General features: G+C 42.2%; 1 protein-coding gene. It reads right to left on the reverse strand.

All coding sequences use genetic code 11. The annotated features are described in order from the left end of the window. Positions 1–512 (reverse strand): cytochrome d ubiquinol oxidase subunit II (gene cydB, locus C1642_RS19700; protein ID WP_228153933.1); only part of this gene is annotated, 512 nt, incomplete at both ends.

The raw sequence follows: 512 nt of genomic DNA on the forward strand, positions 1-512 counted from the left end.
AAAACCGGCAGTTAAAATCGCACCTACAATCATTAAGCTTGTGCCAGCAAAACTTAAACCTGCTTTGGTTTTTGATGCTGTAAAGAGGGCAATAATTGCCCCTAAAATTGCCAGTACAGGAGCTACTTTTGTAATTGGATAGCTGCTGTAGTTATTCATCCAGCCTGGGTTGTTGTTTGTGACTACTTCTTTGGCTAAAGGGTTAAGTGCTGCGTTTGGATCAACTGCAGCAGCATAGCTATAACCTGGGACTTGACCGAAGTACAACCATGCCCCAATTACAAGGAAACAAACTAAAAATATGGCTGCCATAATTTGAGTTGCTTTAGCAGAGCGTCGTTTCAAGGCACCGTCTGTGCGTAGCATAAGCCAAGCGCCGCCATGAGCACACAACATAGAAAGGCTGACAATACCGCAAACTAAAGCAAATGGGTTAAGAAGAGCAAAGAAGCTACCTGAATATTCCGAGCGTAATGTACTGTCTAAACTAAAAGGAATACCTAAGAATAAAT

The sequence above is a fragment of the Acinetobacter sp. AKBS16 genome (assembly GCF_002899995.1).
Taxonomy (GTDB): Bacteria; Pseudomonadota; Gammaproteobacteria; order Pseudomonadales; family Moraxellaceae; genus Acinetobacter; species Acinetobacter baumannii.